Genomic DNA, 23,682 nt, shown 5'->3' with positions numbered 1-23,682 from the left:
GGCCAGGTGGCGATCGAGTTCGTCGGCACGGTGCCGCTGATCCTGCTGCTGGTCGCGGCGGTGTGGGAGTCCGTACTGATCGGGTACGCCTTCTCCCTGGCGGGGAACGCGGCGGACGAGGCGGCGCGGGCGGGCGCGGTGAAGGGGGACAGCGCGTGCGCGGCGGCGGCCGGGGAACACATCGGGGGTGCCTGGGACCTGAAGGTGAGCTGCGGCGCACAGGGCGACATCTACAAGGCGACGGTCACGCTCAGCATCCCCGTCCTGCACCCCTCGCTCAACTTCGGTTCGATCGACGGCACGGGCGGCGCGGCGATGGAGAGGGAGGCGGGCTGACGTGAAGAGGCGGATGCGCTCCGACCGGGGAGACCGGGGCCAGGTGGCGATCGAGTACATCGGCTTCGTGCCGATCCTGCTGTTCGTCGCACTGTGCGGGATCCAGCTGGGCTGGGTCGCGTACGTCCACGAGCAGGCCGACACGGCCGCCCGTACGGCCGCCCGCGTGGAGGCCCGCAAGGGCGGCGGCGGCGCGGCGGCGGGCGCGGCGGCGGTCAAGGCGAGCCTCGGCGCGCAGGTCACGGTGACCAAGGACGCCGACGCCGTGACCGCGGTGGCGAGGATCGAGATCAAGGCCATCGTGCCCGGCCTGGACCTGGAGGCCGCGGTGGCCACCGCAGTCATGCCCAACGACGACCCGAAGGTGACCGGACCATGAGCCTGCGTTCCCGGGTCAACACCCCCGACGACCGCCACAGCCCGCGCGAGGACGGCCGGCTGGTCTCCTCCTACCGCGCCAAGCTGCTGGAGGAGATCGACCTCGCCGAGATGTCCGCGCTCGCGCCCGCCGAGCGCCGGGCCCGGCTGGAGCGCGTACTCGGCCACATCATCAGCCGCGAGGGGCCGGTCCTCTCCACCGTCGAGCGGGCGCAGCTGATCCGCCGGGTCGTCGACGAGGCCCTCGGGCTCGGTGTGCTCGAACCGCTCCTCGAAGACGCCTCGATCTCCGAGATCATGGTCAACGGGCCCGACCAGATCTTCGTCGAGCGGGCCGGACGCGTCGAGCAGCTGCCCATCCGTTTCGCCTCGCACGAGCAGCTGATGCAGACCATCGAACGCATCGTCTCCACCGTCAACCGCCGGGTCGACGAGGCCAATCCGATGGTCGACGCCCGCCTTCCCAGCGGCGAGCGCGTCAACGTCATCATCCCGCCGCTCTCCCTGACCGGCGCCACCCTCACCATCCGCCGCTTCCCGCGCGCCTTCACCCTGCACGAGATGATCGGCCTCGGCTCGCTCGACGAGCAGATGCTGCTCCTGCTGTCGGGCCTGGTCCAGGCGAAGATGAACGTGATCGTCTCCGGGGCCACGGGCACCGGCAAGACCACCCTCCTCAACGCCCTCTCCGGCCTGATCCCGGAGGGCGAACGCATCATCACCATCGAGGACTCGGCCGAACTCCAGCTCCAGCAGGCCCATGTGATCCGCCTCGAATCGCGCCCGGCGAACGTCGAGGGCAAGGGCCAGATCACCATCCGCGACCTCGTACGCAACTCCCTGCGCATGCGCCCCGACCGCATCATCGTCGGCGAGGTCCGCGGCGGCGAGACCCTCGACATGCTCCAGGCCATGTCCACCGGACACGACGGCTCATTGGCCACCGTCCACGCCAACAGTGCGGAGGACGCCCTGATGCGCCTCCAGACCCTCGCCTCGATGTCCGAGGTGGAAGTGCCCTTCGAGGCGCTCCAGGACCAGATCAACAGCGCCGTCAACGTCGTCGTCCAGCTGACCCGCTTCGGCGACGGCTCGCGCCGCGTCACCGAGATCTCCATCCTGGAGTCGCACGGCCGCGAACCCTTCCGCATCACGACCGTCTGCCGGTTCGCCGCCCAGCCCATGGGGCCGGACGGGCGCGTCCACGGCTACTTCGAGTACTACCCGCTGCCGCGCCGCATCGCCGAACGCCTCTACATGAACAACCAGCCGATCCCGCAGGCCTTCGGCGTCGCCCTGCCCGACGACCCCCTCGCCACCCGCATCACCCGGACCGCCCTGTGAACCCACTCGTCCTCCTGACCCTCGGCGCCACGCTCCTGGCCTGCCTGCTCGTCGTCCTCGGCGTGCACGCGTACTCCGCCGGCCGGGCCCAGCGCGCCGCCCTCATCGAACGCCTCTCGGCGAGCGGAGCCCCGGAGCCCACGGGCCGCCGTCGGCGCTTCCCCGCAGTGGACCGGCGCCTGCGCAGGACCGCACTGGGCCGGCGGATCGAACGGAAACTGGCGACGACCGGCCTGGACCTCACGCCCGGCGAGTTCTTCGTCTACATGCTGTCCGGCATCGCCGGGGTGTGGCTGATCGCCGCCTCGTTCCTGGCGCCGTTCTTCGGCCCGGTGGCGGGCGCGATCGGCGTCTGGGCGGCCGACGCCTTCCTCAACTGGCAGCGCACGCGCCGCACGGAGCGGTTCATCAACCAGCTCCCCGAACTGGCCCGCATCCTCGCCAACGCCACCCAGGCCGGACTGGCCCTGCGTACCGCCATCGGCCTCGCGGCCGAGGAGCTGGAGGCCCCGGCGGGCGAGGAACTGGCCCGCGTAGCCGACCGGCTCGCCGTCGGCCACTCCATCGAGGAGTCCCTCGGCGAGCTCACCGAGCGGCTGCCCTCGCGCGAACTGGTCGTCCTGGTCTCCACCCTCGTCCTGTCCGCCCGGGCGGGCGGCGCCATCGTGGACAGCCTGCGCAACCTCACGGTCACCCTGGAACAGCGCAAGGAGACCCGCCGCGAGATCCGCACCCAGCTGTCCCAGGTCACGGTGACCGCGTACCTGGTCCCGGCCATGGGCCTGGGCTCCCTGCTGCTGGTGGACATGATGATGCCGGGGGCGCTGGACCGGATGACGGGCGCCTTCATCGGGCAGACGGCCGTACTGGTCTCGCTCGGCCTGTTCACCCTGGGCTTCCTGCTCATCCGCCGCCTCTCGAAGATCGACGTGTGAGGGGCCCGGGACGATGATCGAACTCCTCCTCGCGCTGATCGTGGCCCTGTCGGTCCTCGGCGCCTTCCACGGCATCCGCCTCTACCGCGCGGACGTGAAACTGCCCACCGACCTCGCCCTCGCCCTGGAGGTCGGCGCCACGCGCACGACGGCGGTCGGCTCCGTCGTCGACCGCATGGGCATCCGCTGGGCCCCGCTGATCCTGCGCCTGATGGGCCCCAACCAGGTCGCGCGCAAACGCCGTCAGATCGACATGGCCGGCAACCCGGCGGGCCTGACCATCGACCGCTACGCGGCGCGCCGCGCCGTGTACGGGTTCCTCGGCGCCCTGGGCGCCTTCTCGATGCTGATCAACGGGCAGCTGGTGCCCGCGCTGCTGATGGTCGCCTTCGGCCTGTTCTGGATCGAGGCCGGCCTGTGGTCGGCGATCCGGGTCCGCCGGGACCACATCGAGCGCACCCTGCCGGACTTCCTGGACGTGCTGGCCGTCGTGGTCAGCGCGGGCCTCGGCTTCCGGCAGGCGCTGGACCGGGTGGCGGACAAGTACGACGGCCCCTGGTCCGACGAGATCCGCATCACCCTGCAGCAGATGGACATGGGTGTCAGCCGCCGCCAGGCCTTCGACGAGCTGCGGCGGCGCAACGACTCGGAGCAGGTCGCGCAGTTCGTCACCGCACTCCAGCAGGGCGAGGAACTGGGCTCCCCCATCGTGGAGACGCTGATCGCGATCGCCGAGGACATGCGCCGTACGGACGCCCAGAACGCCCGCCGGCGCGCGGCGAGGGCCGTCCCCAAGGCCACCTTCGCCGTCACCATGTTCATGCTGCCCGGCACGCTCATCCTGCTCGTCTGCGGGTTCGTCTACGGGGCGGACGTCGACTTCGGCGCCCTGTTCGGAGGCGGGTGAGCCATGGCGGCCACACTGGGCATCACGGCACTGACGGGGCTGGGGCGGGCGGCTGCGGGGCCGACTGGCGCGGCGGGGCGGTTCGCCGGTGCGGCGGGGCCTGAGCGGTCCCTCCAGGTGAACGCCCTCCAGGCGCTGTGCCGCCAGGTCTTCGCGTTCCGCCTGGTCATGATCGCGCTGGGTGCGCCGCTTGCGCTGGGCGGGGCGGCGCCCGGGGGACCGGCGTACCTCGTGGGCGGGGCGGTGCTGCTCACGTTCATGGTCTCGTACGCCCTGTTCCGCGACTGGGAGCGGTTCGGCCCGCTGCTGCTGCGCCACCGCTGGCTGCTGGCCCCCGACATGGCCCTCAGCGCGCTGCTGCTGGTCACGGCGACGCCCGAGTCCCCGCTGGGCCTCGTCTGCGTCTGCACCCCGCTGCTGGCCGGGCTGGTCTACGGCTGGCGCGGCTCGGCCCCCTACGCGGCCGTACAGGCGGTCGCCGTGGCCCTGGTGGCCGACGGGCTGCTGCTGGCCACGCTGTGCCTGCTGGCGGGGGCGGCGGGTGCCTGCCTGCGCGACCTGCTCTTCCGCTTCGGGTCGGCCGGCCGGGCCCTGACGCAGACCCGGGCCCGGTTGGCGGTCGCCGAGGCGGTACGGGCCGAACGCGACCACCTGGCCCGGGAGATGCACGACTCGGTGTCCAAGACCCTGCACGGCCTGGCCCTGGCGGCCGACGCCCTGTCCCGCACCACCGACCCGGAGGCCGCCCGCCACCAGGCCGAACTCATCGCCGGGGCGGCGCGGCGCGCGGCGGCCGAGTCCCGCGCCCTGCTGACCGACCTCCGCCGGGACCTCGACCTCGACGCCCCGGGGATCTCCCTCACCTCCGAACTGCGCGCGCTGTGCACCGGGGACGGCGTGGAGTTCAGGGTGTCGGGCGTCCTGCCGGTGGTCCCCTCGGCGGTGGCCCGGCACCTCGTCGCGGTGGTCTCCGAGGCCCTGGAGAACGCCCGCCGCCACGCGGACGCGCGGCGCGTGGTGGTCGAGGCCGCCGTCGACGGCCCGCGCCTCACCGTGACGGTCGAGGACGACGGCCGAGGCCTCCCCGACGGGGCGCCGGACCCGTCCGCTCTGCACCGTGAGGGCCACTTCGGTCTGCTCGGCATGACGGAACGCGCGAAGACCATCGGAGCCACCCTCACCATCGGCCGGGGCGCGTGGTCCGGCCGGGGTGCGGGTGCGGGTGCGGCTTCCGGCCCGGGTACGGCGACTGGCCCCGGTTCCGGCCCCGGTCCGGGTACGCGGGTCCGCCTCGACCTCTTGGTCGCGGCCCTGACCCCGGAGCGGGGGAGCCCGTGATGCCGCTCCACGTCCTGATCGCGGACGACAACCCGGTGGTCCGGGCGGGACTGGCCGCGCTCCTGTCCACTTCCCCCGACCTGGAGGTCATCGCCCAGGCGGCGGACGGCCGCGAGGCCCTCAGCCTGACCCGCCGGCACGCGCCGGACGTGGTCCTGCTGGACGTCCGGATGCCGGGCGTGGACGGCATCTCGGCCCTGCCCCACCTGGTCCGGCTGGCGCCGGTCCTGATGCTGACGTACAGCCAGGAGGCCGACATCGTCCGGGAGGCCCTGCTGCTGGGCGCGGGCGGCTACCTCGTCCACGGCGAGTTCACGGCCGACGACCTGCTCCGCGCGGTCCGCGACGTCCGCGAGGGCCGCCCCCACTTCAGTCCGACGGCGGCGAGCGCGCTGCTCGCGGAACTCCGTACCTCTTCGCAACCGCAACGAGTTGTGGCACAGTCTACTGAGCGCATGCACAACTCTGTGGAATTCGGCCTGAGTTCTCGGGAGGTGGAGATCATGGACCTCATCGCATCCGGAATGAGCAACCAGCAGATCGCCGCCGCCTGCTTCATCAGCGAGAAGACGGTCAAGAACCACATCAACCGCATCTTCGCCAAACTCCAGACCACCACCCGCAGCGAGGCCATAGCCCGCTGGCTGGGAACCGCCCGTCCAGGAGTGACCGGTCATGGGTAGACGGACTGCGCAGTGGGTCCGTAATTGGGCCCCGGGACCCTTGGTAACGACCGGTCACTGGCCGTACTGTCCGCAAATCGACAGCGGCACCGGCCCGGGAGGAAACCCTCATGTTGCAGAACACCCTGGCAAGGATGCGGAAGCGGTACGGGAGCAAGGGCACGGGGGATCGGGGCCAGACGGCGTTCGAGTACCTGGGAATCATCCTGGTGGTCGTGGTGATCATCGGCGCGATCGTCGGTACGGGTATCGGTCAGGACATCACCACGAAGATCAAGGATCAGATCACGGGTATCACTGCGGGCAAGTGACGGCCAGCAGACTCGGTGACCGAGGGCAGGCGTTCCCCATCTACATCGTGGTGGTGGCGGGGCTGCTCTTTGCTGCGCTGGCGTTCTTCGTCGTCGGGCAAGCGTCGACCGTGCGGAGCGATGCTCAAGGCGCTGCTGATGCCGCGGCACTGGCAGCGGCTCGTGACGCCAGAGATCACCTGGTGCCGGGGGTGGATCTCCTGACCCTCAAGCCTGAAGAGTGGAAGAAGGTACTTGAGGGGGCGTTCCTGGATGACGATGGCGCGTGCGACGCAGCCCACGATTTCGCAACGCGCAATGCTGCGACGGCCCAGTGTGATCCCGCCCTGCCCCGATTCACGGTCGAGGTGACGACGACACGCACCGTTGGTGACTCTGTGGTCCCGGGGGTCAGCGGCCAACAGGGGACGGCCGACGCCACAGCGGTCATCGAACCCCGTTGTCAGTTGGGTGTGGTGGAACCCTCCCCGGCGCCATCGCCGTCGCCTACACCCTCGTCCTCGCCTTTGCCTGGCGGCGAGGCGAAGCCCCCTTCGGTCGAGTTCAAGTGCAAGGGCGGCGACGTCATCAAGTTCGATCCTGCGAAACCCGAAACCTGGAGCAGCTTGGCGAGGACGCTCTTCGCCGTGCGACTGGTCGACTGACAGCGAACGACAGACAAGGAAGCGGCGTTGATGAGCATGCGGCACGTGGTGAACGTCCGCGGGGGAGCGGCCGTAGCGGTTGCGGCGGTCTTGACCCTCATGCTGGCTGGATGTGGTGGTGGCGATGGCAAGAAGTCTGCGGAGCCGCAGAAGTCGTCCACCCCCAAGGCTGGCAGCGATGCCTCGGCGCCTGCGCCCAGCACGAGTCAGACCTCCGATCCCGCCCAAGTACTTGCGACGGTGACCGGAGAGGGCGGCATTTCCATGGTGATCAATTCAGTGAACCGCGACGCAGGCGGCTTCCTTACGGTCAGCGGGCAGATCAAGAATTCGGCAGACAAGGACTTCACAGGTACCGCTGTCTGGCGTGGCAATGAACTGACCACCGGCGGCGAGTCTGTAGCAGGTGCAACATTGGTGGACCGCGCCGGGAAGAAGAGGTATTACGTGCTGCGCGACACGGAGGGGAGGTGCCTGTGTACCACGGGAGTCTCCCGCGTGAAGGCGGGTGCAACCATCCCCTTCTTCGCCCAGTTCCCCGCACCCCCCGCCACCACCACCGAGGTCGACTTCACGCTGCCCACCTTCGCCACGGCAACCATCAAGATTTCCGGGTGACGCCATGACCATAGTGACCCAACGCCACCGCATCGCCGCCGCCACGGCCGTCGCCGGGCTCGTCATCGCCGGGGCCCACATCATCGGCGCGACAGCGGCGTACGCCGATGACGTCAAGCCCTCCGCACCCCCCGGCACCGAGCCGTCCGCCTCCGCGCCCGTGCCCATCGACTCGAACTCGCCCGGGCTGAAGATCCCGCAGGGCGGGACGCTCGCGCCCGTCAAGGTGCTCGACATCGCCGAGGTCGTCGAGGACCTCGGTGGCGAGCAGCGGCGGCAGGAGACCAACCAGACCGTCATGATGGCGTTGCAGTCCGAGGTGTTGTTCCCCGAGAACAGTGCCGTCTTCAACGCGCAGGCGGCCGCCCGGATCCAGGCCATCGCCAACGAGATCAACCAGCAGAAGGCGACCCGCGTCCGGGTCTTCGGTTTCACCGACGACCAGGGCAGCTACGAGCACGGCAAGGAGCTGTCCAAGCAGCGGGCCGACGCAGTGCAGGCGGAGCTGGCCAAGACGGTGACCAATCCGAGCGTCGTGTTCGACGTGCGCGGGTACAGCGAGGACTACCCGATCGCCGACAACGGCACCGAGGAAGGCCGCAAGAAGAACCGCCGCGTCGAGATCACCTTCCCCCGCACCTCGGGCGGCTGACGCCGACGACCACCCTGCCGGGTATCGCCGATAGCCGCATCGGCGAGGAGCCCGGCGGGTGACCGGAGCCGTGGCCTCAGTCGGCCAGCAGGTGGTCGGCCTTGCCGGCCTTGATGTCCCGGATCAGTTGACGGAGGGCGTCCGCCGAGTCGGTGAGGTACGTGTCTTCCCGGCCGGCGATGGCGATGTAGCTGTTCCCGCCCCTGTCCACCCCTATCCGGGAACTGGTCTCCGCGGCCTGGCACTTGGACCCCGGACGGAGCCTGTACCTGTCCGTCCGCTACCGGGACGACTCCCTCCGGCTGACCGTCTACGACGGCCACGCGCCCCACGCCCACCCCCGGCTGGCCACCCACGCGATCCCCGGCGGCGGGCGGTGCTGCGGCTCATGGGCGCGGTGGTCCGGGAGTGCGGCGGGGCCTGGGGCTTCGGGGAGTCCTGCGAGCCCGGTGGTGGGAGCCGGACCTGGGCGAGCCTGCCGAGGTCCGGGGCCGCTGCGTACCTCGCGGGCTGACCGGCGCATGGTGCGCATCAAGTGCGAGACGGCCTCCCGCTTGCCCGCCGGGCCCCCGGTCATGGGTGCGGGCGCGTCCGACTAGCGGGTCGGAGTGCGGGGAGTCCCGCGCCGGAGGCGGCCGCGGGAGGCTTCTACGATCGTGCCGAGGGCGAGCGACTGGGCCAGTACGCAGAGGACGAGCTCGGTGAGGAAGAGCCATGTCTCGGGCTGGCCTTCCCCTCGGATCGTTCCCTCGGCCAGCGTCACGAAGAGGAACAGCGGGAACGCGGAGAGGGCGGGCAGCACCCATATGAATCCGGGGTCCGCGGCGAACAGCGTGACGGCCGTCGCGATGGCCACGGCGACGCCGACGAGGCCCAGGTAGATCGCCGAGGCGGGGTTCGCGAAGGTGAGGCGGACGAGCGTGCGAGCGGTCATCGGTTCTCCCCGGAGGCGTGGACTCCTCCCATGGTCCGGGGGAACCGGGGTCCTGTCGTGAGTATCCGTACCCGGCCGGGGCGGGGAGTCGGCCGAACCGGCCCACTGACCTGCGTCACTTCGCGAGGAGGAGCTCCGCGACCTCGCGCGCCCGGTGGGCCGGCTCCGGCCCGGGGCTCAGGGCGGCCACCGTCGTCGCGCCCTCGGCCAGGATCAGGAGCTGGTCGGCGAGGGCGGGCGGGGCGGGGGCGAGTTCGGCCAGGAGGGCGTGGAGTTCCGCCTTGTGGACGTGGACGATCTCCGGCGCGGCCGCGCCGAGTTCCCCGTACGTGTTGAGGAATGCGCAGCCCCGGAAGCCGGGCTCGGAGAACCACTCCGCGAGCCAATCGAACACCGCCAGGACGCGTGCCCGCGGCTCCGCCGGGGCGAGCGCGGCGCCGCGCAGGGAGTCCAGCCAGCGGCGGTCGCGGCGCTCCAGGTAGGCCGTGACCAGCGATTCCTTCGCCGGGAAGAGCCGGTACAGGCGCTTGAGGGGGACTCCGGAGGCGGTGCGGATGCGGTCCATGCCCACCGCCTGGATGCCATGCCGGTAGAACAGCTCCTCCGCCGCGTCCAGTAGTCGGGTCCGTGCCTCTTCGTCGTCCATGAGGGCAGGGTAGCCCGTTTTCGCTTGCGGGGAGAACGGTCGTTCTCGTACGGTGGAGAACGATCGTTCTCGCCTGTGGAAGGATTTGCCGTGACCCATCCGACCCACCACCCGACCCGTCCGCCCCTGCCGCCCTTCACCGAGGAATCCGCCCGTGCCAAGGTCCAGGCCGCCGAGGACGCCTGGAACAGCCGCGACCCCGAGCGCGTCGCCCTCGCGTACACCGAGGACTCGGTCTGGCGCAACCGCGACCGCTTCCTGACCGGCCGCGCCGAGATCCGCGCGTTCCTCGCCGACAAGTGGCAGCGCGAGCTCGACTACCGGCTGCGCAAGGAGCTCTGGGCCTTCACCGGCAACCGCATCTCCGTCCGCTTCGCGTACGAGTGGCACGACGCGACCGGCCAGTGGTGGCGCAGCCACGGCAACGAGCAGTGGGAGTTCGCCCCCGACGGCCTGATGAGCCGCCGCGAGGCCAGCATCAACGACGTCCCGATCACCGCCGAGAACCGCCGACTCGGCTGAGTCCGTGACGCTGTTGGCGATGGTCATCCGGTATGTAGTGCTCCCGATGCCATGGCTCTGCGGCGGTTCATGCCGAAGGCGCGGTGTGGAGCACGGGGGTGGCCGGGCCGGTGACGCCGACGTTCAGGCCGCCGTCATCGGCCCGGGCCAGCTGGGCCGCCACTTCGTCGGCAGGGTTGAGGGCGATGATGCGGCCCGCGACGCTGCGGACCCGCCAGCCGGAGCCCTCGAAGTACCCCTGCGCCCGTGCCATAGCCCGGGCCGCCCGGTCTTCGGCCAGGGGTTCGGTCGCCCAGGCGTGGTGGACGTAGGTCGAGCCCTCGTTCTCGACCGTACGCAGGTTCCCGCCGCCCGCCGCGTCGTGCCGGACGCGCAGGGCGTCGTAGATCCGGCTGGAGTGTGCGAGCACCGCCTGCTGCGAGGCCTCGTCCCCGGACTGCGACTGCGACAGTGCCTGCGGGGAGGGGGAGGCGCTCTGCTCGGGCTTGGGGTAGCAGGGGGAGTGGATGGTGATGTGGGCGATGCCCTCGCCGGTGGCCGCGTTCGTGATGCCGACGCCGCCGCTCATCCAGAAGTTGTCGGGCTCGGTGCGCATGCTGATGTAGGGGTCCGGCTTGGCCCAGTCGCCCTCGCCCTCCTTGGTCTTGAACTTGTACCCCTGCGCGACCCAGGCGTCCCGGACCTGACCGAGGAGGTCCTTTGCAGCGGAGCCGGGCACGTTCGTCAGTTGGTAGGAGACGCCTACCTGGGCTCGCGTGCTGACCCCGTAATCGGCGAGGCAGGCGCCGGGCCCCTGGCGTCCCACCGGCTGCAAGGTGGGCTGCGGAGACAGGCTGGCCACCGCCTGCTGGACGATCTCCTTGGCACGCGATACGGCCTGCTGCTCGTTCATGGCCACCTTCTCCGTCGGCTCCTCCTGGCCGGCGCACGCGGCCGTCGTTCCCATCAGCACAAGGAGCGCTCCCGATGCCACAACTCTTCGGAGGTTCATGATTTCTTCCCTGTCACTATGCCGCCCATGGCTCTCAGGGAGTCGTCCTCCCAGTACTGCGAGTGCGCGGGCATGAGCTCCCCACCCTCGCCGACCGATTTGCCGGGGGCCACACCGAAGGTCCGGCCGCCGAAGTCATCCGTGGACGGGTCCGTCCCGTACAGGATGGAGTGATCATCGAGAAGCTCGATGAGTCCCGGCGGGTAGAGGGGCCCGAGCCACGCGCCGGCGACCGCGTTGGGTGACGGGGCCCAGTTGATGAGGTCGTGATCGGCCGTGGCCGCCCACACCTTGTCCGGCGGGACCCCCAGGTCCTTCGCGTGGTCCACGCCCACGCCCGGGCTGCCCACGAAGACGACGTTGTCCACGGGCAGGTCGGGGTTTTCGGCCAGGGCCTTGCCCGCGACCAGCGTCCCGTAGCTGTGGCCGAGGACGGTGGAGTTCACCGGGCCGCCGGTGTGGGCGGTGTCGACCCCCGTGAGGAATCGGCTCAGCGGTTCCTTCGCGTCGTTGGCCCAACTGTCGCTGGCGGCCTCCGGCACGATGCTCTGAGGCGCCTCGTAGCCGAGCCAGAGGATCGAAGCCGTCTGCCGGTCGGGATCCTGGCGGTGCGTTTCCGCCCGAAGCAGCTCAGCCCGCTGGAGGTCACCGCCGATGCCCGCCAGTGTCGAGTACGTCCCCGGCACGTACGTCACCACGTTGTCCGCCGTGTCCGGGTTGCCGATCGACACGATGGCCTGGCCGTTCTTGGTGTCGGCGAAGCCCAGGAGGTAGCCCTCGGGCCGTTTGTCGGCCTCGGACTCGGTGAGCCGGTCCTGGACGTGCTGCATCCCGTCCAGCCGGCCCTGCATCTCCTTGCGCTTCTCGTCCCACTCCTTCCACGCCTTCGACTCGATCTGCGCGCCCTTGACCTCGCGGCCGGTGATCGGGCTGATGTACTTCTCGTACCGGGGCGGCTCCTTGCCGCGCCAGGCGTCCAGTTCCACCTGGCGCGTACCGTGCGTCTCGGCGAGGACGACGCGGTTCGCCGTGTCGCGGACCTCCGACGGGATGCCGTCCAGGGCGCCGACGCTCGCGGGGTAGAGGGAGATGTACTCGTCCCGCTGCTCCTGGTTGAGGCCGTTCCACCAAGCGGTGTTCTCCGCGGGGGACTTGCCGTGCGGGATGTCCGAGTCCTTGAGGTACTTGCCGGCGGCGTCGCGCGTGCGCTGGAGGTCCTTCGCCGCGTCCGCCCAGACCTTGTCGTCGACGCGCAGGCCGCGCTCCACCTTGAGCTCGGAGAGGGTGGTGCGGTAGCGGGAGTCGATCTCCGCCGCCGTGCGGCAGGCGGAGGCTATGCGCTGCGCGATGCCCTCGGCCTTGGCCTTGTTCGGGTTGATGACCAGGCCCCCGTTCGGCGCGGGGGACAGCGGGTTGCGGGCTCCCGGGAGCAGCGGGCCGCCGGGGGTCGGGCCGGCCGTGCCCGCCTCGGCGGGCTTGAGGTACGGGCTGGACGGGGCGCCGGCCGGGTAGGAGACCGAGCCGTCTTGGTGGACGGTGAAGCCGTAGCCCTCGGCGTCCTCCAGTGCCGCCTTGAGGAGGCTCTGCGGAGTGGCCACTTCGGCGGCGAAGCCGTTCAGGGCCGTACGGACGAGCCCGCACTCGGCGTGGATGTACTGGAAGTTGCGGGCCAGCCGGCTCAGGTCGCCGAGGGCCGCGTCGGCGGTCTGCGCGGTCTGGGTGTCACGCAGCTTCGCAAGCATCTCGTTCTCGACGCGCTCCTTGGCCGCGTAGGCGTGGCTGCTGACTTCACCCCAGCCGTCCGCCGCCTCCTCGTACTCGGTGCGCTTGAGGTCCTTCAGGTGCTGCCAGGTCATCATCGGGCGCTACCGGCCCTTGTCCGCGCGGTGCTGGCCGTCCGCGCCGTCGGGGTGGAGGGCGTCGAAGCCGCCCTTCACCCGGTGGTCGACCTCGCCGAACTCCTTGCCCGCGGTCTTCAGCGAGCCCTCCAGCCGCGTGCACTCGGCCCGGACGTCCTCGAGGCGGCCCTTCCAGGACGTGCGGACCTCTCCGAGAACCGCGGGCAGCATGAAGCCTTCGAGGGTGGGGACGACGCCTTCGTGCGCGCTGTCCAGCCGGGTCAGGGCTGTGCTGGTGGTGACAGTGAGTTCCGCGGACACGCCGGAGGCGCTGGTCCACGGACTCTGGCTCACATCGAGGTCCTTGTTGCCGCCGCCCCCGCCGCCCCCTCCGGGTGGGTTCGCCGAGGCCAAGTTCATCCGGGGCGAAGCCTCGAACAGCTTCTCCCACTCGGGGCTGAGCCCCATGTTTCCCTCCCACATCACACGCCACCAGAACCCCCATACCGTACGGAGATTCGAATGACAGGACATGAGTACGGGTACCTACCCCCCCCAGGGTCGTCCCGCGGGATCGGCCTGCGGGGTCTCACGCCTGGTGGTGGTGGGCCTGGGTGATGAGGTCGATGGCGACCTCCAGGGCGGCCTGGCGGGTTTCCTCCGGGTCGCCCTCCACGTGCTGGAGGAACATCATTCCGGCGTGCAGCGTGAACAGGGCGCTGACGCAGCGGACCTGGTCCGTCAGCGGGCCGTCGTCCGTGCGCAGCAGTTCCACCAGGCGGAACAGCCGCTTCTTGACCGTCTCGCCGATGGTCAGCATGCGCATCGTCGCCTGGTTCTCCTGCATGAAGCGGTACAGCGGGGCGCCCGCCGCCATCGCCCGGCTGTAGCGCCGCAGTACTTCCTGCTTGGTCTCCAGGGAGCCCGGCTGCTTCTCCGCCCAGGCGATCAGCTCGTCGATGGGCCGGGTGAGGTCCTCGAAGAGGCTGATGATGATGTCTTCCTTGGTCTTGAAGTGGTAGTACAGCGCCGCCTTCGTGACCTCCAGCCGCTCCGCGATCTCGCGCAGCGAAGTCTTCTCGTAACCCTGCTCGGCGAAGAGCTCCAGCGCGACGTCCTGGATGCGCTGACGCGTGTTGCCGCGACGCTGCTGCGGACCGCTGGTGGACATGGCTCTCCTCGGAGTTACTTACTTGACGCCCGGCTAGTTGCGGGTCTACCGTCCCCATTGTAATGAACTAGCCGGTCGGCAAGTAAGTGCCGGTGCGGGAAGACGTGCCTGGGGGAGTGGACATGGGTGACACGGTGAAGGCGACGAAGGCCTCGGGGGAGGTGGATGCGGCGGTGAAGCCGCGCAGCGTGCGGGTCGTGCTCATGGCGCTCATGATCGCGATGCTGCTCGCCATGCTCGACAACATGATCATCGGTACCGCCATGCCCACCATCGTCGGCGAGCTCGGCGGTCTGGAGCACCTCTCCTGGGTGGTCACCGCCTACACGCTGGCCACCGCGGCCTCCACCCCCATCTGGGGCAAGATCGGCGACCTGTACGGGCGCAAGGGCTCCTTCCTCACCTCGATCGTCATCTTCCTGATCGGCTCCGCGCTCAGCGGCATGGCCCAGGACATGGGTCAGCTGATCGGCTTCCGCGCGATCCAGGGCCTCGGCGCCGGCGGTCTGATGGTCGGCGTCATGGCGATCATCGGCGACCTGATCCCGCCCCGCGAACGCGGCAAGTACCAGGGCATGATGGCCGGCGTGATGGCCCTCGCCATGATCGGCGGCCCGCTGGTCGGCGGCACCATCACCGACCACTGGGGCTGGCGCTGGTCCTTCTACATCAACCTCCCCCTGGGTGCGGTGGCGCTCGCCATGGTCACCGCCGTACTGCACCTGCCCAAGCGGACCGACCAGACGCGCCCGAAGGTCGACTACCTCGGCGCGGCGCTGCTCACCGTCGCCATCACCTCCACCGTGCTGCTGACGACCTGGGGCGGCACCGAGTACGCCTGGGCCTCCGCCGAGATCATCGGCCTGATCATCGTCGGCGTGGTCTCGACCGCCGCGTTCCTCTACGCCGAGACCAAGGCCGCCGAGCCGGTCATGCCGCTGCACATCTTCCGCAGCCGCAACTTCAGCCTGATGTCCGTGATCAGCTTCCTGGTCGGCTTCGCGATGTTCGGCGGAGTCGTCTACCTGCCGCTGTTCCAGCAGTCGGTGCAGGGCGCGTCCGCCACCAACTCGGGCCTGCTGCTCCTGCCCATGCTGCTCTCGATGATGGTGATCTCGCTGGTCGTGGGCCGGGCCACCACCAACAACGGCAAGTACAAGATGTACCCGATCATCGGCGGCGCCCTCGTGGTCGTCGGGCTCTTCCTGCTCGCGACGATGGACACCGGCACCTCGCGCCTGGTCTCCGGCGTGTACATGGCCATCCTCGGCGCCGGCCTCGGCTTCCTGATGCAGATCACCATGCTGGTCGCGCAGAACAGCGTCGAGATGAAGGACATGGGCGTCGCGTCCTCCTCCTCCACCCTCTTCCGTACGCTCGGCGGCTCCTTCGGAGTGGCCCTGATGGGTTCGCTCTTCACCTCCCAGGTCACGAACACCATGGCCGACCGGCTGGGCCCGGAGGCCGCCGGAGCCGCAGGCTCCGCCCAGTTGGACGCCGCGAGCCTGGCCAAGCTGCCCGAGGCCGTACGCGACGCCTACCAGCACGCGGTGGCCTCCGGTACGCACTCCGCGTTCGTGCTCGGCGCCGCCGTCGCCCTCCTGGGCTTCCTGGCCGCCTGGTTCGTCAAGGAGGTCCCGCTGCGGGGCGCGGCCCCGGCCGACGGTGACGGCGACGGTGACGGCGAGGGTGAGGCCAAGGGCAAGGGCGGAGAAGGCAAGGGCGGCGCGTCCGCCCCGGCGCCGCAGGAGTCCCTCGCGCACTGACGCGAACGGTACGAAGGCAGGCCCGGCCCCAGTGGATGGACGGATCCACCGGGGCCGGGCCTTTGCTGTACACGGGCAGCGCGCGGGGCGGGTTCGATCCGCTCGCGGGCGACACGGTTTCAGGTGGTTCCCGTTGGGCAGGAATTCGGGACGATCAAGGACCAAAGTCCCATTACACGGAATTTATGGGGGAATTGGCTGGAACCCCTCTGCGGTGACGGACGTCCTGATGCACAGAACGTTCGCAAGGCGGATGGGGAGGGGACGCCCGAAATGGACGAACAGGGCACGACGAACGAGATGAACGCGGCGGACGCGGCGCACGCGACGGACGGGACGAGCGCTACGGAGGCGACGAGCGTCACGGACGCGAAGCGCACGACCGATCCGACACAAGCGAAGCGGCAGAGGATCCGGGCCCGCACGGCCGTCGCGGCATCGGCCGTCGCCGTGGCGGCGACGATATGGGCGGTGACGACCCTGGTGGACCCGGGCCATGACGCCCCGCACCAGAGCGTGTCCCGGCAGAAGGACACCGGCGCCGCGGGCCCGCAGGGGCAGCAGCCGGGGGAGCGGATACCCGAGGGCATAGCCCACGCGTCGGAGAACGGCGCGGACGCTGTGAACATCACCATCGACGACGGCCCCGACCCCCGCTGGACACCGAAGGTTCTCGAGGTGCTCGCGGAGCACGACGTGAAGGCGGCCTTCTGCATGGTGGGACCGCAGGCCAAGGCCCACCCCGACCTGGTCAAGCAGGTCGTCGCGGCCGGTCACCGGCTCTGCGACCACACCATGGACCACGACACCGCCATGGACAAGAAGCCCGTCGCCTACCAGGAACAGCAGATCCTGGACGCGAAGAAGCTGATCGAGGAGGCCGCGGGCGGCGGGGCGAAGGTCGAGTACTACCGGGCCCCCGGCGGGGCGTTCACCCCCGACAGCCGCCGCATCGCCGCCGCCCACGGCATGCGGCCCCTCGGCTGGAACGTCGACACCAAGGACTTCGGCAAGCCGGGCGTCGCGGCCATCGTCGACGCGGTCAAGCGCGAGCTCGGCAACGGCCCAACTGTGCTCTTCCACGACGGCGGCGGCAACCGCGCCCAGACCGTCGAGGCGCTGGACCAGGTGCTGGCCTGGCTGAAGGAGCAGGGCCGGCCGACCGGTTTCCCGGTCCGCACGGCCCCCGACCCGTCCTGACCGTGTCCCGAACCCGTCTGACACGCCGTCCGGCGGCGAACGGGTGAGGGTCGACGCCCCGGTCCCGCCGACGGTGTTCCCTGGTCGCGCGCGCAGCCCCGCACGCAGCCCCGCACGCAGCCGCGTACGCCGTCCCGTACGTGCGTCCGTACGACCAGGAGGACCCCGTGATCGAGCCGAGCAAGCTCTCCGACCCCGCCGTCCGCGCCTTCGTCACCGCCGTCAACGCCGGTGACCGCAACGCCTTCGAGGCCAACCTCACCCCGGACGCCACCATGTCCGACGACGGCTCGGACCGCGTACTCCAGCAGTGGGCCGACAAGGAGATCTTCTCCTCCGGCGGCCACATGGAGGTGCGGTCCCAGTCCCCGGACGGCCGCGAACTGGTCGTCGGCTACCGCAACGACACCTGGGGCGAGATGCAGACCGCCTGGCGGTTCTTCATCAGCTCCGACGGCCTGATCAGCCGCTTCGAGACCGGCCAGGCGTAGCTCCGGGGCGGGACCGGCACCGGGACCGGGACCGCCTCAGCCGGTCACAGCGACCGGGCCACCTTCAGCACCGCCGCCGTCAGATCCAGGTTCTCCGCCGCCGCCCCGCCCGGGAAGCCGTAGCGGCGGCGCGTGTACCCGTACGCGACCCCGGTGGCCGGGTCGGCCCAGCCCAGCCCGCCCGCCGCGCCGGAGTGCCCGAAGGCCCGCGGGCCGACCGTCGGCAGGAGCTGAAAGCCCAGGCCGAAGTGGTGCGGCTCCGGAGCCACCAGGTCCGCGCCCGGCGTGTGCAGCTCCGCGACCGCGGCCGCCATCCAGGGCTCCAACAGCGGAGCCCGCCCGTCCACCTCGCTGATCGCTGCCGCGTACATGCCCGCCACGCCGCGCGCCGTGGCGACCCCGCCGGCCGAGGCCGGGCCCAGCTCCAGCACCTTCGGGTGGTTGGCGTACGTGACCAGGTCCATGGGCGGCTCCCGGTGCGCGTTGAAGGCGATCGGCAGCAGCTCCGGCACGGGCCCGCCCACGGGCTGTCCGTCCGGCACCACCATCTCCAGCACCGGCTTCCAGCGGTCCGCGGCCCCGGCCGGCAGCCCCAGGTACAGGTCCAGGCCGTACGGGGCGCGGACGCGCTCCTCGTACACCTCCTGCAGCGAGCGGCCCGTCACCCGCCGCACCACCTCGCCGGTCAGGGCGCCGATCACGAAGGCGTGGTAGCCGTGGCCCTTGCCCGGCTCCCAGAACGGCTTCTGGCCCGCCAGCCGGGCCGCGACCAGCGCGTCGTCGGCGATCTCGTCGTACGCGAAGCCCTCGTCGGTGTTGATCAGCCCGGACTGGTGGGAGACCAGCTGTCGCACCGTCAGGTGCTCCTTGCCGTGCCCGGTGAACTCCGGCCAGTACGCCGACACCAGAGCGTCCAGATCGAGGACGCCGTCCTGCGCGAGCAGCGCCACCACGAGGTGGGCCGCGCCCTTGGTGATCGAGTAGACCCCGGTCAGGGTGTCCGCTGCGGTGGCCTCACCCGCCCACAGGTCGACCACCCGCCGCCCCTCGTGGTGCACCGCCAGCTGCGCCTCGGGAGAGTGCGCCTCGGCGGCCACGAAGGACGCGAACGCCTCCCGCACGGGCTCCCAGCCCGCTGCCACCGTGCCCTGTACGCCGCCGTTCACGCTCGTGCCCATGGGGTCCCCCTGTAGCTCGTCAGCTCGTTGCCTCGGGTCTGCCCGGCTCAACAGGAGTGGATCATGCGATATTCCGTCCCGCCGGCTCTCACGTACGGGTGAATGCGCGTGCGGTGTCGTTCCGGCCCGCCGGAGCGGTCCGTTGGGCCGGGCATGAAGCGCACCCGGATCGCCGCTCTCGCCCTCGCCGCCACCGCGAGCGCCCTGGCCCCCGTCATGGGCCAGTCCGCCACCGCCGCCGAGGGCACGGTCTACCTCCAGGACCCGGCCGGCGGCGAGAAGACCATGAAGTCGATGTGGACCAACGACGAGAAGCACAAGGTGGAGGGGCAGTTCCGCTTCCACCCGGGGGTCCAGTACGAGACGGTCACCCGCCCCGGCCCCTCGGGCGCCCCGGACTACGAGCGGCAGGTCCCCGACCCGAAGACCCTGGCGTGGCAGCCCGGTTACGAATTCGCCTGGTCGGTGTCGGACTCGGCGCTGGTGAAGAAGGCGGTGACCACCAAGGAGGGCGGGCATCGGATCGTCGTGCACGCCGTGCTGCGCAGCGCGAAGGGGGCCGAGGTGGCGGAGGTGGAGCGGGAGCTGACCGGGAAGCCCGCGACGGGGCGGGAGAAGATCGAGGGCGGCAAGCGGATCGCGTGTGACACCGGCGAGTACACGGTGGAATGGTCGGTCACGCGCTCGGGCTACGGGACGCTCACGGGGAAGCTGCCGTGGAACTCCAGCTGCGAGCAGTACCGCACGGCGTTCGCCTCGGACAACGGCCGGCGCTGACCGGCGGGTCGGGGGGTGGGCCGGCCGCCCCGCGCACCTCGTGAGTGCTCGGCGGGCGACTGGGCCGCGGGCCTTGGATCAAGTGCCGTGACAGCCGTGGTGCCGCACGGGGTGCGCTGCGGCAGGGGTCGAAGGTCCCGATCAGGGGGGTCCTTCAGTGCTTCTTGGAGGCCTGGTTCGCCTTGGCGGCGATGTCCTCGAGGACGAGCTTCGGGTCGCCGCCCGGTTCCACGGCGCGGCCGATGTTGCGCTTGATGGTGTCGCTGACCGTCACCCAGGACGGGTCGTTCACCGGGTAGAGCTGGGCACCGCGCAGCGCGGTCAGGAACTGCGTGTCGTTCTTGCTGAGGCCGCCGCCGCCCTGGGTGCGCAGGGCGCTGGTGGTGGAGGGCAGCAGGTGGTAGCGGCTGGCGAAGTCCGTCAGGTTCTTGTCCTGGTAGAGGAACTCGACGAACTTGCCGATCTGCTCGCGCTGGCCGTTCTGCTTGAAGGCCATCATCCAGTCGGCCACGCCGACGGTCGGCGGGTTCTCCCCGGATCCGAGGGTGTCCGAGACCGGCATGGCGACGGCGCCGACACCGATGCCCTTGGCGCGCGCCTCGTGGTCCAGCGAGGGGTAGCCGTTGAGCATGCCGACCTCGCCGCGCAGGAAGGCTGCGAAGGCGTCGGCGCGGTTGAGCTGGGCGGGCGGGACGGGGCCGGTCAGGCCCGGCTCGACGAGGTTGCTCTTGACCCAGCGCCAGGTGTTGATGTTCTGGTCGGAGGCCAGGTTGTAGTTGCCGCTGCTGTCGGCGTAGCCGCCGCCGTTGCTGAGCTCCCAGATCATCGCCTCGGCGTGCGCCTCCTCCGGGCCCAGGGGCATGGCGTACGGGAACTTCACGCCCTTGTCCTTGAGTGCCTTGGCGGCGGCCTTGAGTTCGGGCCAGGTGGTGGGGGGCTTGCTGATGCCGGCCTTGGTGAACAGGGCCTCGTTGTAGAAGAGGAGCCGGCTGCTCGCCACGAAGGGCAGCCCGTAGAGGGTGCTGCCGACCGAGCCCGCCTCGGCGAGCGGCTGAATGAAGTTCGCCTCGGCGGTGACCGAGAGGATCTGGTCGGCGGAATAGAGCTTGCCCTGGGCCGCGAAGTCGGAGTACGAGCCCATCAGGGCCATGTCCGGTGCTTTGCCGGCCTTGACCATACGGGAGACCTCGCGGTCGATGTCGGCCCACGGAAGGAGCTGGACCTCGACCTTGATGCCGGGATTGGCGGCGGTGAAATCGGCCGTCAGTTTGTCCCAGAAGGCCTTGGAACTGGTGGCCTGGGTGTCACCGTATTCCGCGGCGACCAGGCGCAGCGTACCGCTGTCACCTGCACCGTCTTCGGAACTTCCACATCCGGACAGTGGTATCAGCAGACCGAACACGACCGTGGTGGCGGCCGCGCCGAAAATTCTTCGTCGCACGGGTGTATTCCCCTGATTTTCTTTTGGATCCCGTTACTACTCATGAGTTGCTCCGGGCTGGGGATGTACTTCCATGGCCCGTTGGCCGGAATTCTCTCCCGGCGGCGGGCGGTTGGCCCCATTGGGGCCGTACTTGTGGTCAATGCTCCAACTGGGGCTTTTCCGGCTGGTGTTTTCCGATATGTGATCAACTGTCGGGACGCGCGTAGACATGCGAATTGCCCGTTTCCGGTCACGGAAAACGGGTGGACGGTTCTCATGGGTCCTACGGGGGTCCCACGGGCCCTACGGGTCCTAGTCGGGGAAGTCGCCCGCGTACGGGTCGGGCTCGCCCGTCTCCGGATTGCGCCCCTCCTGCCACCGGCGCTGGGCCTTGCGCCAGTGCACGAAGCTGAGGTGCCCGCCGTCCCAGAAGGTGATGCTGACGGGACTCACGTCGAACTCGTCGGAGCACAGCCGGTAGAGGAACTCGGCCATGCCGTACGGGTACACGGCGAAGGAGTCGGCGGTGTGCCGCCCGCACACCAGGACCGGCCAGCGCTCCGGGTCCGGGTCGGTGGTGAGCCAGCACAGGATGTCGGACCCGCCGGTGACGCCCCAGGCGATGACCGACTCCGGGTCCAGGTCGAAGGCGGACCGGCCGCCCTCCGCCTCCCAGATCTGCCGGGCGTTGTCCGTCTCCTCCGCCATCCCTGCCGGGTCCCACTGGAGTCCGGCCTTGGGCAGCGGCAGCAGGATGCTCGCCTCGCCGTTGATGGAACCCGCGCCGAAGCGCCCCATGAAGGCGATGAAATCGGCCGGGAAACGGGTACCCCAGACGGCCTCGGCCGCCTGCCAGTCGATGTCCTCGTCGGCGCCGTGCGTCGCCGGCATGATCTGCTCAAGCGCCTTGATCCGCGCGTTCTCCGTCATGCCGCTCCCCTGACACCCCAGCTCAACCGCCCCAACCTACCGCCCGCGCGACGGCGCGCCCAGTCCCGTCTCGCCCGTCGGCCGCGCGTCAGGGTCCGGGTGCGGGGCGCGGGGCGGTTTCCACCTGTACGGGGGTTCCGACGCGCAGCCCCCAGCCCGCCATCGCGCCCGCCTCCGCCTCCAGGACGTGCCGGGAACGCGGCCGGGGCAGCCCCAGCCGGCCGGGGGCCGTGGTGGTCACGGCGATGACGCGCAGCCGCCGGTCCAGGTAGGCGACGTCGATCGCGAACCGCATCCCGAAGGTGTGCACGCTCGCTGCGGGGGTCAGCAGCAGGGCCCCGTCGATGCCGTCCCGGCCGAGCAGGCCGCGGGTCCGGGCCCGGTAGGAGGCGGCGACCTCCAGTGGGATCCGCTCCGTGCCGACCTGCAGGGTGGCCGGGCCGTCGTGCCAGTGCCGCGGGTTCGCCATGCCGGCCAGCCTAGGGGGCCGTGCCCGTGCCGCGCCGTTGCGGGGCGCGGCCCCCGAGCCCCCGCGCCTCAAACGCCGGCGGGGCTGAAAGAGCGCCTCAAGCGCCGGCGGGGCTGAAAGAGCGCTTCAAGGCGCCGGCGGGGCCGGGTTGGCCGGCAGGGCTGGGCCGGGTCGGGCGGAGGGGCTGAAAGTGGGGGTGGGGGCGGGCTACCGTCGCCGGATGGGTGTGGTGCTGATCGTCCTCGCCGCCGGGTACGGCGCCGCCGCCGGGCTGCTGCTGCCCCGCGCCGCGTACCGGCTCTCCGTCGCCCCGGGCGAGCCCTGGCGCGACCGCTGCCCGCAGGGGCACGCGCTGGCCGGCTGGCTCGGCCCGGCCCGCTGCCGGCCCACCGTGGCCTCCGCCGCAGGCCCGGACTCCTCGGCCACCCCGGGCTCTGGCGCCGCCCCGGCCTCCGCCAGCGCTCCGGGCTCTGCCGCCGCCCCGGCCACCCCGGCCGTGCCCGGCCCCGCCGCCGTGCCCGGGCCTGCGGCGGTGGCCGCGGCGGCCCGGCACGCCTACGGGGCGCGGCCGCTGCCCCTCGCCGCCCTGACCGGGGTGGTCTGCGCGGTGCTCGCCGGCGCCGTCGGGCTCCGCCCCGAGGTGGTGGCGTACGTGGGGCTCGCCCCGCTGTTCGTCCTGCCGGCCCTGGTCGACCGGGCCGTGCGCCGACTGCCCGACGTACTGACCCTGCCGCTCGCCGCCGCGGCCGCCGCGCTGCTCGGAGCTGCGGCCCTGCTCCCTGGGGCGGCCGGGTCCTGGCGGCTCGCGCTGCTCGGCGGGGCGGCGCTCGCGGCCGGGTACCTGCTGCTCTTCCTGATCAACCCGGCGGGCATGGGCTTCGGCGACGTCAAGCTGGCGCTCTCGCTGGGGGTCGCTCTTGGGTGGTACGGGTGGGGGGTATGGTCCGCCGGGGCCTTCCTGGGCTTCCTCTACGGGTCCCTGTACGGCCTCGCCCTTGTCCTGCGGGGCCCGGCGGCCCGGAAGCAGCCCTTCGCCTTCGGCCCCTTCATGGTGGCCGGCGCACTCACCGGAGTGCTGCTGGGTGGTTTCGGAGCGTAATCGTGGCGCGCCAATGCACGCAGGACGCTTTACGAAGGGTTATGGTGGAACCCCCCCCTCGGGCCGGTCCGTATCCCCCCCACGGACCGGCCCGTTTTTTG

28 protein-coding genes are annotated in these 23,682 nt (G+C 70.9%); 17 read left to right on the top strand and 11 right to left on the bottom strand.

Features of this window, described 5'->3' with window-relative positions:
• The first annotated feature begins 6 nt into the window (after nt 1–6).
• The 11 genes from OG447_RS02490 to OG447_RS02440 all read left to right on the top strand — a co-directional run bounded on the left by OG447_RS02490 (nt 7) and on the right by OG447_RS02440 (nt 8,146).
• The gene (locus OG447_RS02490; RefSeq protein WP_266934534.1) at nt 7–336 is read left to right on the top strand and encodes a TadE/TadG family type IV pilus assembly protein; all 330 of its coding nucleotides are present in this window, start codon (nt 7–9) and stop codon (nt 334–336) included.
• A gap of 1 nt (nt 337) precedes the next feature.
• Complete coding sequence (locus OG447_RS02485) at nt 338–715, top strand: TadE/TadG family type IV pilus assembly protein (protein ID WP_266934531.1); 378 nt, start codon at nt 338–340, stop codon at nt 713–715.
• Nucleotides 712–2,058, top strand: coding sequence for a CpaF family protein (locus OG447_RS02480; RefSeq protein ID WP_266934530.1), 1,347 nt, complete (start codon nt 712–714; stop codon nt 2,056–2,058). The genes OG447_RS02485 and OG447_RS02480 overlap by 4 nt, the downstream gene beginning before the upstream one ends.
• Complete coding sequence (locus tag OG447_RS02475) at nt 2,055–2,993, top strand: type II secretion system F family protein (protein ID WP_266934529.1); 939 nt, start codon at nt 2,055–2,057, stop codon at nt 2,991–2,993. Before OG447_RS02480 ends, OG447_RS02475 begins: the two co-directional genes overlap by 4 nt.
• A 16-nt stretch (nt 2,994–3,009) precedes the next feature.
• On the top strand, nt 3,010–3,900 hold the full coding sequence (locus OG447_RS02470) for a DUF5936 domain-containing protein (RefSeq protein WP_266938717.1): 891 nt from the start codon (nt 3,010–3,012) through the stop codon (nt 3,898–3,900).
• Nucleotides 3,901–3,903: 3 nt separating this feature from the next.
• Nucleotides 3,904–5,238, top strand: a complete 1,335-nt coding sequence (locus tag OG447_RS02465; protein ID WP_266934528.1) for a sensor histidine kinase — start codon at nt 3,904–3,906, stop codon at nt 5,236–5,238.
• A complete protein-coding gene (locus OG447_RS02460) occupies nt 5,238–5,921 on the top strand; it encodes a response regulator transcription factor (protein ID WP_266934527.1) in 684 nt (227 codons plus the stop codon). Before OG447_RS02465 ends, OG447_RS02460 begins: the two co-directional genes overlap by 1 nt.
• A 110-nt stretch (nt 5,922–6,031) precedes the next feature.
• Entirely contained in the window at nt 6,032–6,232 is a 201-nt protein-coding gene (locus OG447_RS02455; RefSeq protein ID WP_266934525.1) for a hypothetical protein, read from the top strand.
• Nucleotides 6,229–6,876, top strand: a complete 648-nt coding sequence (locus OG447_RS02450) for a pilus assembly protein TadG-related protein (protein ID WP_266934524.1) — start codon at nt 6,229–6,231, stop codon at nt 6,874–6,876. The genes OG447_RS02455 and OG447_RS02450 overlap by 4 nt, the downstream gene beginning before the upstream one ends.
• Before the next feature lie 30 nt (nt 6,877–6,906).
• Nucleotides 6,907–7,494 (top strand): hypothetical protein, encoded by a 588-nt coding sequence (locus OG447_RS02445; protein WP_266934523.1) that lies wholly within the window; start codon nt 6,907–6,909, stop codon nt 7,492–7,494.
• A gap of 4 nt (nt 7,495–7,498) precedes the next feature.
• A complete protein-coding gene (locus tag OG447_RS02440) occupies nt 7,499–8,146 on the top strand; it encodes an OmpA family protein (protein WP_266934522.1) in 648 nt (215 codons plus the stop codon).
• Between the two features lie 76 nt (nt 8,147–8,222).
• Here OG447_RS02440 and OG447_RS02435 read toward each other — a convergent pair whose 3' ends face one another.
• From OG447_RS02435 to OG447_RS02425, 3 genes are all read right to left on the bottom strand, one after another.
• Nucleotides 8,223–8,357 (bottom strand): hypothetical protein, encoded by a 135-nt coding sequence (locus OG447_RS02435; RefSeq protein ID WP_266934521.1) that lies wholly within the window; start codon nt 8,355–8,357, stop codon nt 8,223–8,225.
• A gap of 384 nt (nt 8,358–8,741) precedes the next feature.
• The gene (locus tag OG447_RS02430; RefSeq protein ID WP_266934520.1) at nt 8,742–9,080 is read right to left on the bottom strand and encodes an SCO4225 family membrane protein; all 339 of its coding nucleotides are present in this window, start codon (nt 9,078–9,080) and stop codon (nt 8,742–8,744) included.
• A 115-nt stretch (nt 9,081–9,195) separates the two neighbouring features.
• Nucleotides 9,196–9,726 carry a TetR/AcrR family transcriptional regulator gene (locus OG447_RS02425; protein WP_266934519.1) on the bottom strand — a complete coding sequence of 177 codons (531 nt, stop codon included), beginning with the start codon at nt 9,724–9,726 and terminating at the stop codon, nt 9,196–9,198.
• Between the two features lie 90 nt (nt 9,727–9,816).
• On the opposite strand from OG447_RS02425, the gene OG447_RS02420 reads away from it, so the two are divergent.
• Nucleotides 9,817–10,248: a nuclear transport factor 2 family protein gene (locus tag OG447_RS02420; protein WP_266934518.1), complete on the top strand. Its 432-nt coding sequence runs from the start codon at nt 9,817–9,819 to the stop codon at nt 10,246–10,248.
• 67 nt (nt 10,249–10,315) lie between these two features.
• On the opposite strand, the gene OG447_RS02415 is transcribed toward OG447_RS02420, so the two are convergent.
• The 4 genes from OG447_RS02415 to OG447_RS02400 all read right to left on the bottom strand — a co-directional run bounded on the left by OG447_RS02415 (nt 10,316) and on the right by OG447_RS02400 (nt 14,248).
• Nucleotides 10,316–11,194 (bottom strand): hypothetical protein, encoded by an 879-nt coding sequence (locus OG447_RS02415; RefSeq protein ID WP_266934517.1) that lies wholly within the window; start codon nt 11,192–11,194, stop codon nt 10,316–10,318.
• A 41-nt stretch (nt 11,195–11,235) separates the two neighbouring features.
• On the bottom strand, nt 11,236–13,098 hold the full coding sequence (locus OG447_RS02410) for an alpha/beta hydrolase (RefSeq protein WP_266934516.1): 1,863 nt from the start codon (nt 13,096–13,098) through the stop codon (nt 11,236–11,238).
• Between the two features lie 6 nt (nt 13,099–13,104).
• A complete protein-coding gene (locus OG447_RS02405; protein ID WP_266934515.1) occupies nt 13,105–13,545 on the bottom strand; it encodes a hypothetical protein in 441 nt (146 codons plus the stop codon).
• A 121-nt stretch (nt 13,546–13,666) separates the two neighbouring features.
• Entirely contained in the window at nt 13,667–14,248 is a 582-nt protein-coding gene (locus OG447_RS02400; RefSeq protein WP_266934514.1) for a TetR/AcrR family transcriptional regulator, read from the bottom strand.
• Between the two features lie 122 nt (nt 14,249–14,370).
• On the opposite strand from OG447_RS02400, the gene OG447_RS02395 reads away from it, so the two are divergent.
• The 3 genes from OG447_RS02395 (at nt 14,371) to OG447_RS02385 (ending at nt 17,705) form a co-directional block, all read left to right on the top strand.
• Nucleotides 14,371–16,014, top strand: a complete 1,644-nt coding sequence (locus tag OG447_RS02395) for an MDR family MFS transporter (RefSeq protein WP_266934513.1) — start codon at nt 14,371–14,373, stop codon at nt 16,012–16,014.
• Nucleotides 16,015–16,287: 273 nt separating this feature from the next.
• A complete protein-coding gene (locus OG447_RS02390) occupies nt 16,288–17,214 on the top strand; it encodes a polysaccharide deacetylase family protein (protein WP_266934512.1) in 927 nt (308 codons plus the stop codon).
• A gap of 167 nt (nt 17,215–17,381) precedes the next feature.
• Nucleotides 17,382–17,705, top strand: coding sequence for a nuclear transport factor 2 family protein (locus OG447_RS02385; protein WP_266934511.1), 324 nt, complete (start codon nt 17,382–17,384; stop codon nt 17,703–17,705).
• Nucleotides 17,706–17,749: 44 nt separating this feature from the next.
• On the opposite strand, the gene OG447_RS02380 is transcribed toward OG447_RS02385, so the two are convergent.
• On the bottom strand, nt 17,750–18,883 hold the full coding sequence (locus OG447_RS02380) for a serine hydrolase (RefSeq protein ID WP_266934510.1): 1,134 nt from the start codon (nt 18,881–18,883) through the stop codon (nt 17,750–17,752).
• Between the two features lie 153 nt (nt 18,884–19,036).
• Between OG447_RS02380 and OG447_RS02375 the strand changes: the two genes are divergently transcribed.
• A complete protein-coding gene (locus tag OG447_RS02375) occupies nt 19,037–19,660 on the top strand; it encodes a hypothetical protein (protein ID WP_266934509.1) in 624 nt (207 codons plus the stop codon).
• Nucleotides 19,661–19,814: 154 nt separating this feature from the next.
• Here OG447_RS02375 and OG447_RS02370 read toward each other — a convergent pair whose 3' ends face one another.
• From OG447_RS02370 to OG447_RS02360, 3 genes are all read right to left on the bottom strand, one after another.
• Nucleotides 19,815–21,101, bottom strand: coding sequence for an extracellular solute-binding protein (locus tag OG447_RS02370; protein WP_266934508.1), 1,287 nt, complete (start codon nt 21,099–21,101; stop codon nt 19,815–19,817).
• A 294-nt stretch (nt 21,102–21,395) separates the two neighbouring features.
• Nucleotides 21,396–22,013, bottom strand: a complete 618-nt coding sequence (locus OG447_RS02365) for an SMI1/KNR4 family protein (RefSeq protein WP_266934507.1) — start codon at nt 22,011–22,013, stop codon at nt 21,396–21,398.
• 88 nt (nt 22,014–22,101) lie between these two features.
• Complete coding sequence (locus OG447_RS02360; RefSeq protein ID WP_266934505.1) at nt 22,102–22,482, bottom strand: DUF192 domain-containing protein; 381 nt, start codon at nt 22,480–22,482, stop codon at nt 22,102–22,104.
• 220 nt (nt 22,483–22,702) lie between these two features.
• Here OG447_RS02360 and OG447_RS02355 point away from each other — a divergent pair, with 220 nt between their 5' ends.
• Nucleotides 22,703–23,581, top strand: coding sequence for an A24 family peptidase (locus OG447_RS02355; RefSeq protein WP_266934504.1), 879 nt, complete (start codon nt 22,703–22,705; stop codon nt 23,579–23,581).
• The last annotated feature ends 101 nt before the right edge of the window (nt 23,582–23,682 follow it).

It is taken from the genome of Streptomyces sp. NBC_01408 (genome assembly GCF_026340255.1).
In the GTDB taxonomy this organism is placed as follows: Bacteria; Actinomycetota; Actinomycetes; order Streptomycetales; family Streptomycetaceae; genus Streptomyces.
This window is presented reverse-complemented; position numbering and strand designations above follow the sequence as displayed.